This is a genomic window from Pseudomonas sp. PS01303 (assembly GCF_029959385.1).
Classification (GTDB): Bacteria; Pseudomonadota; Gammaproteobacteria; order Pseudomonadales; family Pseudomonadaceae; genus Aquipseudomonas; species Aquipseudomonas rustica.
Genome location: NZ_JASCPK010000032.1, coordinates 43,563 through 50,245, shown reverse-complemented (window position 1 = coordinate 50,245; position 6,683 = coordinate 43,563). Strand labels below are relative to the sequence as shown.

Genomic DNA, 6,683 nt, shown 5'->3' with positions numbered 1-6,683 from the left:
GAGCCTGCTCGCGATGGTGGTGGGTCAGTCAGAAGGTTTGTTGCTGACACACCGCTATCGCGAGCAGGCTCACTCCTACAAGGGATTTGGGGTGTTTTTAGAGGCAAAGCGGGCCGCGCGGGTAGCGCTTGAGCGCCTGAATCAGCTCGCCGCCGGGGATTGGCCGGTCGAACAGGTAACCCTGGCCGACGTCGCAGCGATGGCGACGGAGGAATGCCAGTTGTTCGGCGGTCTCGATGCCTTCCGCCACGACCTTGAGTTTCAGGTTGTGCGCCATGGCGATCACCGCTGAGGTGATTTCCATGTCGTCCTGGTTGTCGGGGATTTCGTGGATAAAGCTGCGATCAATCTTGATGATGTCGATCGGGAATTTCTTCAAATAGCTCAGCGACGAATAACCGGTACCGAAGTCATCCATGGCCAAGGTCAGGCCCAGACGCTTGAGCTGATCGAGCTGCAAGTGCGTGTCTTCAGTGGCTTCCAGCAGCAAACCTTCGGTCAGTTCCAGTTCGAGTAGATGGGCCGGCAGCGCTTCTTCCTTGAGGATGTTGGCGATGGAGGCGACCAGATCCGGGTCGGAAAACTGTTTCGGCGAGAGGTTGATCGCCACTTGCAGATTGCCCATGCCGGCAGCGGTCAGCGCTTTGCTCATGCGGCAGGCCTGGCGCGCAATCCACTTGCCGATCGGAATGATCAGCCCGGTTTCTTCGGCAACGCTGATGAACTGGTCCGGGCGGATCATGCCGCGTTCCGGGTGGTTCCAGCGCAACAGTGCTTCCATGCCCAGCAAGCGACCGCTGCGCAGGCACAGCTTGGGCTGGTAGAACACGTCCAGCTCGTTCTGGGTGAGGGCGCGGCGCAGGTTGTTCTCGACGAACAGTTTGTAACTGGCCTCGGCATTCAACGCTTCGGTGAAGACTTGCACCTGGTGTTTGCCGTTGGCCTTGGCTTTATGCAGTGCCAGACCGGCGTTACGCATCAGCGTTTGCGGGTCGCGGCCGTGCAACGGCGCGCAGGCCAGACCGACCGAGCCGGTGACGCTGATCAACTGGTTGTCGACGAACATCGGTTTATCCAGCGTCGCCAACAATTGGTTGGCGATCTGCTGACCGGTCGCCAGATCGGTGTCGTCGAGCAGTACGGCAAATTCGTTACTGGCGAATCGCGCGAGGCTGCCACTCGGGCTGAGGCTGTTGCGCAGACGCCGGGCCAGACTGATCAGCAGTTTGTCGCCGGTCTGGTGGCCGAGGCTGTCGTTGATGCGCTTGAAGTTGTCGATGTCGACCAGCAACAGGCTGATCGGGGTATCGCTATCCCGGGCGAAGCGTTCGTCCAGATTGCGGATAAACGCCGGGCGGTTACCGAGGTTGGTCAGGTTGTCGGTGTAGGCCAGTCGCTCGATACGCTGTTGCGCGAGCTTGGTCTGGGTGATGTCTTCGTAAATGCCGATGTAGTGGGTCAGCTCACGGTTGTCGCCGTAGACCTTGGAGATCGACAACTGGCCCCAGTACGGTTCTAGGTTTTTCCGGCGGCTTTTGAATTTGCCCTGCCAACTGTTGCTCTTGGCTAGCGCCGAGGGCGCGTCGAACAACAGTTCGCTGAGGTTCTCCAGCGCCGGCAGCTCGGACAGTCGCTGGCCGTGGACTTCCTCGGTGGTGTACTGGGTGATCGCGGTGAAGCTCGGGTTGACGTACTCGACCACGCCGTCGCAATTGACCAGCAAAAACGCGTTGGCGCTTTGCTCGACCGCACGCTGGAACAGGTGCAGGGCGCTGGTGGCGGTGCGGCGGTTGTGGTTGTTGATGACTTGCGCGAACTGGTCGGCCAACTCGCCGGCGAAAGCGATTTCATCGGACTGCCAGGCGCGAGTGACGCCGGTCTGCTCCAGGCACAACACGCCGACGACCTGGCCATCGACACGAATGCTGGCGTCGAGCATCGCGTTGACGTCGCGCGGGCGCAGGGCTTCGGCCATTTCGCGGGTACGCGGGTCACGCATCGCGTTGTGCGCATCGATGGCGCGGCTGCTCTGCAACGCTTCCATGTAATCGGGGAAGGTGCTGACGTCGATCACGTCCGGCAGGATGTATTCCTGCGTCGTGCGGTGGTACGCCGAGATCGGCACCAGTTGCTGGCCTTCGAGGTTCCACAGGCTGGCGCAGTCGATTTCATAGATATCACAGGCGCAGCGGGTGATCAGTTCGGCGGCTTCCTGCAAGGAATTGTGCGTGCTGTAGCGCTGACGGGCGAGCAGCAAAATCAAATCCTGCTGGGCGCGGACACGCTCCAGATGCAGCAGTTGTTCCTGCTGCGCGCGCTGGTTCAGTTCGAGGGCGATTTGCAGGCGCGAGTTCTGGGTTTCGAGATCGACCGAGGGTTGCAGCGGCGCATCGTCGAAGACGTCATCGACCGCCAGCAGATAGCCGCGCAGCAGGTGACGGTTGTGTTGTTTGTAGGCTTCGCCCAGTTCAAGAATATTCAGCGCGCCGGCCGGGGTGTGCAGGGTGTAACGCACCAGATAATGCGGGCTGGCGGCGAGTTGTTGCTGGATCGCGTCGTGCAGTTGATAGCGCGCTTCCGGCTCCATCAGGCTGGCGTAAGGCGAGCCGACCAGAGCGCACAGCTCGACAGCAGGCTGGCCGAACTGGCGTTCGCAATTCGGATCGAGAAAGAGCATCGCCCAACTGGCTTCATTCAAGCGCTCGAAACGCAGCATGCCGAGCCGCGAGGGCACAGGCAACTGCGTCACTACCTCGGCCACCATACGGCTGGCGGCATCGGGTTGGCTCTTCATGAAGGGAACTCGCTTGGAAATATGCTGAACGCGCCGGGCTCTCGCCCTCTTAAACGTTGCCTGCGGCAAGGTTGCATCATTGCAGCACTGACTGACAAGAGTGATGAAGGCCAAGTGCTATAAGAATATGTCGGCTGGAGTGAACATTTCTCCAGCGTCTATTTGAAAACAGCAAAAGATCGCAGCCAGCGTACGCATTTGCAGGGAAATACGATCCCTGTAGGAGCTGCCGAAGGCTGCGATCTTTTAAGGTTTAGCGCAGATCTATCGCAATCGACTGCAATGGCTCCCCATCGCGATCATGGTAATTCACCACAATCCGCTCCGCCTCGACCACCATGTGCGCGAAGTTATCCTGACTGATCACCTCGCTGGTCAACTCATGCACATAATCCCCCGCCGCCGTGCGCACCAACGGCTGATCCAGAATGAACGTGGACGCCTTGGCATACGGCAGCAGTTTGCTGTTGCACAGCGGCGATGACACCACGGTGTGCACTTCGAAATCAGGATCTTCACTGTGCGTGAGGCGCGCAGTCATCGACCCGTGCACGTCGCCGGAAATAAAGATGACATTGCTGATCCGCCGGGTACGAATGGTTTCCAGCAAGCGCAGACGCTGCTCCGGAAAAGCTTTCCACGCATCTTCGCCAAGGCCTTTGCCGTCCGGGTAGAACATCACGCTGGTGACCACGAATTTGACCCGCGCCGTGCTGTTGATCAGCCAGTCCAGCAGCGCTTGCTCCTGTTCGACGTCGAGGATGCGTCGATCATCGGCCGACAAGTTGCGTCGGGTGCGGCTATCGGTGACAAACCATTCGAGATCGCCGTCGCTGAATTGATACCAATAATGCTGGACAGATGAATGATCAACTTGGCCGTTAGTTGCCAAAGAACAGGCCGGGCTATGGCTGGCTTGATACAGTTCATAGGCTTTTGTTGCGTTGTTATATAGCGCGTCGTCACCTGCTCCGGCATTCGCCGGCCAGTTGTCCTCGATTTCATGGTCATCGAGAATCATATACGTCGAAGTCTCCGACATTAAGCGCTTTATGTTGGGTTGCGAAAAAGCTGCGCGGTACTTTGCGAGAATATCTTTGTATTCGTGATCAGGCGCAATCAAGTTGAGGTCGTCGACATAGATCTGATCGCCGGTCATCAACATTGCACTGATGGGTGGTTGTATCCCCTCAATCAATTGACGGATTGAAGCAAAGATTCGGTCACCCAACTGCGGCAGCACCGCAACCCCTGCCGTCATGCGCAGGTAACGGCACGAACCAACGATGTAGGCGCGCGGCTGCAATGGTTTGCTGGAGCGGGTGCGAAAACGGTGAGTCTCGCGCGGCCATTGCAGCGGTAGCTCGGCGACGCTGTCGACGGTGTGTACCGGACTCATCGGGCTGAACCAGCCGGTTTGATATTCGTATTCGGTGTTTTCAAGTAAGTTGTGAAGTGCGATCACATTGGACATGTCGCGAGATTCGTCGAGTTTGGCAAAAATGCCTTTAGTCCATTGTTGCGTGTCGCTGGCCCGATAACGAATGCCGGCGAACACCTGAAGATCTTTTTGAAACTCGCCGCGAATAAATATCCGCGCCTGGTTTGTTGTAACGTGGCCAATGATCGGGCCGATAGTCGGTTTTAACATGTTCGAATCCATTCGAATGAGTGTCAGATAAAACTAAAAGGTATTTTGACTGTGCTGTGCCAAGACTAGTTGGCGTTTGGATAAAAAGATCGGCACTAAGTTGACTCGGGCTGTAGCCGATGTCAGCGCAATGTGTGGGAAAAGTATAAGAGACGAATTTCAGGCAAAAAAAAGCCCCGTCAAACTGACGGGGTTGAGGTACGAGCGTGTGGCGCTCGAAAACGTGAAACACAAGCGGCCCTCCATTGCTGGAGGGCCACTTGGGATTACAGCAGGATGGTGCGGATGTCCGCCAGCAGGCTGCCCAGACGCTGGGTGAAGCGTGCGGCAGCGGCGCCGTTGATCACACGGTGATCGTAGGACAACGACAGCGGCAGCATCAGTTTCGGCTGGAAGGCTTTGCCGTCCCAGACTGGCTGGATGGTTGCCTTGGAAACACCGAGGATCGCCACTTCCGGCGCGTTGACGATCGGCGTGAAGCCGGTGCCGCCAATGTGGCCGAGGCTGGAAATGGTGAAGCAGGCGCCTTGCATGTCGTCAGCGGTGAGCTTCTTGTCGCGGGCCTTGGCGGCCAGCGCAGCGGCTTCGGCTGCCAGTTGCAACAGGCTCTTCTGGTCGACGTTCTTGATGACCGGTACCAGCAGGCCATCCGGGGTGTCGACGGCGAAGCCGATGTTGATGTACTTCTTGCGGATGATCGCCTTGCCGCTTGGCGCCAGCGAACTGTTGAAGTCCGGCAGCTCCTTGAGCATGTGCGCGCACGACTTGAGCAGCAGCGGCAGGATGGTCAGCTTGACGCCGGCCTTCTCTGCAACGGCTTTCTGCGCCACGCGGAAGGCTTCCAGCTCGGTGATATCAGCCGAATCGAACTGAGTCACGTGCGGGATGTTCAGCCAGCTGCGGTGCAGGCTCGACGCGCCGATCTGCATCAGGCGAGTCATCGGCACTTCTTCGATTTCGCCGAAACGGCTGAAATCGACGACCGGAATCGGCGGGATGCCCGCGCCACCGGTTGCGCCAGCAGCAGCGGCCGGGGCTTCCTTGGCCTTCTGCATCATCGCTTTGACGTAAACCTGCACGTCTTCTTTCAAGATACGACCGTGCGGGCCGCTGGCGCCGACAGCGTTCAGCTCGACGCCGAACTCGCGAGCCAGTTGACGCACGGCTGGGCCGGCGTGAACTTTGGCGCCCGGCTTGGCCGGAGCGGCGGCTGGAGCGGCAGCAGGTGCAGGCGCAGCGGCAGCCGGAGCAGCAGGTGCCGGAGCGCTCGGAGCAGCAGCGGCGGCAGCTGGCGCCGGAGCAGCAGCCGGGGCCGCGCCTTTGACTTTCAGCTTCAGAATCAGGTCGCCGGTACCGACTTCGTCATCCAGCTTGATGGAAACGCTTTCCACCACGCCAGTGGCAGGCGATGGAATTTCCATGCTCGCCTTGTCGGATTCCAGGGTGATCAGCGACTGGTCGGCTTCAACGGTATCGCCAGCCTTGACCAACACTTCGATGATCTTGGCTTTGCCCGACGAACCGATGTCCGGAACGTGGATGTCCTGAACGCTGTCAGCAACCGGAGCTGCTGGCGCGGCTGCCGGAGCAGGCGCAGCGGCGGCGGCCGGTGCAGCAGCCTGAGCCGGAGCGGCCGCAGCAGGGGCCGCAGCACCCGCCACTTCCAGATCCAGAATCAGGTCACCAGTGCCGACTTCGTCGTTGAGCTTGACGCTGATGGCCTTGACCACGCCAGCGGCAGGCGACGGGATTTCCATGCTCGCCTTGTCGGATTCCAGCGTGATCAGCGATTGATCAGCTTCGACGGTGTCGCCGACCTTGACCTGAATCTCGATGATCTGTGCCTTGCCCGACGAACCGATGTCCGGCACGTGCACTTGCTGAACCGAAGCGGCAGCAGGGGCAGCGGCTGGCGCGGCAGCAGCAGGAGCGGCGGCCGGTTTTTCTTCAGCCTTTTTAGCCGGTGCAGCAGCCGGAGCAGGGGCCGCTTCAGCGGCGCCCTCGACTTCCAGCTCAAGCAGTTCGTCGCCTTCTTTCAGACGGTCGCGCAGCTTCACTTTCAGGCTTTTGATGACGCCGGCTTTCGGGGCCGGCACTTCCATGCTGGCCTTGTCCGATTCCAGGGTCAGGATGCTCTGGTCGGCTTCGATACGGTCGCCGACCTTCACAAACAGTTCAATTACTTCACCTTCACCGCTGCCGATGTCAGGTACGCGAATGAGTTCGCTCACAAAATGT

3 protein-coding genes are annotated in these 6,683 nt (G+C 59.3%); all 3 read right to left on the bottom strand.

Going from position 1 to position 6,683, the window contains the following annotated elements; all coding sequences use genetic code 11:
• Window positions 1–97: 97 nt before the first annotated feature.
• The 3 genes from QMX93_RS12240 to aceF all read right to left on the bottom strand — a co-directional run bounded on the left by QMX93_RS12240 (window position 98) and on the right by aceF (window position 6,676).
• On the bottom strand, window positions 98–2,794 hold the full coding sequence (locus tag QMX93_RS12240) for a GGDEF and EAL domain-containing protein (protein WP_282356147.1): 2,697 nt from the start codon (window positions 2,792–2,794) through the stop codon (window positions 98–100).
• 253 nt (window positions 2,795–3,047) lie between these two features.
• Window positions 3,048–4,445, bottom strand: coding sequence for an alkaline phosphatase D family protein (locus QMX93_RS12235; protein WP_282356145.1), 1,398 nt, complete (start codon window positions 4,443–4,445; stop codon window positions 3,048–3,050).
• Between the two features lie 266 nt (window positions 4,446–4,711).
• Entirely contained in the window at window positions 4,712–6,676 is a 1,965-nt protein-coding gene (gene aceF, locus QMX93_RS12230) for a dihydrolipoyllysine-residue acetyltransferase (protein ID WP_282356142.1), read from the bottom strand.
• Between the last annotated feature and the right edge of the window lie 7 nt (window positions 6,677–6,683).

Excerpts from the sequence above, each read along its gene's own strand:
- QMX93_RS12235 (WP_282356145.1), bottom strand. The coding sequence starts at position 4,445 with ATGTTAAAACCGACTATCGGCCCGATCATTGGCCACGTTACAACAAAC.
- QMX93_RS12240 (WP_282356147.1), bottom strand. The coding sequence starts at position 2,794 with ATGAAGAGCCAACCCGATGCCGCCAGCCGTATGGTGGCCGAGGTAGTG.